The following is a 1,597-nucleotide window of genomic DNA, read 5'->3' on the forward strand; positions in this document are numbered from 1 at the left end:
AAAATAGTTACTTTGTACTTTATTTTCAATGCCAAAATCGGGGTTAATGCTCTATTTATTTCAAAATGAGAATTGCTGTTCATTCAATCATTCAAATCACAGTTTAGACTTATTATGTGATTACTGGGATGGACTATGATTGATTATTGATGAAGACTTGTTGAATACAACACAATCATAGTATTCATTCAATCATTTCAATCATAGTTTAGACTTATTATGTGATTACTGGGATGGACTATGATTGATTATTGATGAAGACTTGCCAAATACAATACAATCATAGTATTCATTCAATCATTCAAATCACAGTTTAGACTTATTATGTGATTACTGGGATGGACTATAATTGATCATTGATGAAGGTTGGCTGAATACAACACAATCATAGTATTCATTCAATCATTCAAATCACAGTTTAGACTTATTATGGGATTATGGGATGGATTATATTGTTAATATTGTTTTGCAGTACAAAAAGGTAATAAAAAATCATGGACAAACAACTATTACTCAATAAAATTAAACAAGCAGTACAAGCGATCGAACCACAAGCGCAAATATTTCTTTATGGTTCACGGGCGCGGAATGATGCTCAACCAGACTCTGATTGGGATATATTAGTATTAGTTGATGGGATCACCAACCCTACTCGCACATCTCAAATCCGTCGTCAAATTTATGAAATCGAATGGGAAACAGAAGAAGTTATTTGTACCATTGTTCGCAGCAAAAATCAATGGGAACATCCCTTATTACAAACTACTCCTTTCTGGCAATCAGTTAACAAAGAAGCTATTATGCTATGAGTAAAAATTCCCCTCACGATCAACTAATTAGGTATCGTTTAAATCGTGCAGAGGAAGCTTATCAAGATGCTTGTTCTCTTGCTGATGGTGCAAGATGGAATAGTTGTATCAATCGTCTATACTATAGTTGCTTTTATGCTGTTACGGCTTTACTTGCTTATGATAATCTCTCATCTCCAAAACATACAGGTGTCCGTAGTCTCTTCAACAAAAATTACATCCGTAGCGAAATTATTTCAAAAGACTTTGGTGCAGTTTATAACGAATTGTTTGAATACCGTCTCGAAGCAGATTATACAGACTTTGCAGATTTTGATGAATTACAAGTTATTCCTTTCATTGCAAAAGTGAGAGATTTTTTAAATATAATTTCAGACCTGCTTCCTACTGATTAAATGACAAAAGTATTGTATGGCAATACATTAAGTAAAGAGCATCTCAATACACAAATGATGCGACAGTCACATCCATCGTCTTAACTGCGATCAATTTGACTATGGGATGGACTATGATTGATCATTGATGAAGACTTGCCGAATACAACACAATCATAGTATTCATTCAATCATTCAAATCATAGTTTAGACTTATTATGGGATTACCGTTGGTGCTTCTCATCCATGCCCCTTAGATTACTAGATTTTGTCCCCCCCTGAACGGTTACTTCAAGGGAGAAAAAGCGATCGGGCTATAATAGACCTCTTGCATAATTTTTTTATGGTATAATATAAGGTTTTGCTTTTTTCTCAATTCTTAGATTGAAGTGGAAAAAAGAATAAAATGTGATC

General features: G+C 33.6%; 2 protein-coding genes. Both read left to right on the plus strand.

All coding sequences use genetic code 11. The features are described 5' to 3' along the window. Positions 1 to 494: 494 nt before the first annotated feature. Positions 495 to 809, plus strand: coding sequence for a nucleotidyltransferase domain-containing protein (locus tag PX481_RS28725; protein WP_002737075.1), 315 nt, complete (start codon positions 495 to 497; stop codon positions 807 to 809). Next, positions 806 to 1,204, plus strand: coding sequence for a HEPN domain-containing protein (locus PX481_RS28730; protein ID WP_002760499.1), 399 nt, complete (start codon positions 806 to 808; stop codon positions 1,202 to 1,204). Before PX481_RS28725 ends, PX481_RS28730 begins: the two co-directional genes overlap by 4 nt. Positions 1,205 to 1,597: the final 393 nt, after the last annotated feature.

It is taken from the genome of Microcystis sp. M53603_WE2 (assembly GCF_030065435.1).

Bases quoted from the DNA above. Each gene is read 5' to 3' on its own strand.
- PX481_RS28730 (WP_002760499.1), top strand. From the start codon at position 806: ATGAGTAAAAATTCCCCTCACGATCAACTAATTAGGTATCGTTTAAAT.
- PX481_RS28725 (WP_002737075.1), top strand. From the start codon at position 495: ATGGACAAACAACTATTACTCAATAAAATTAAACAAGCAGTACAAGCG.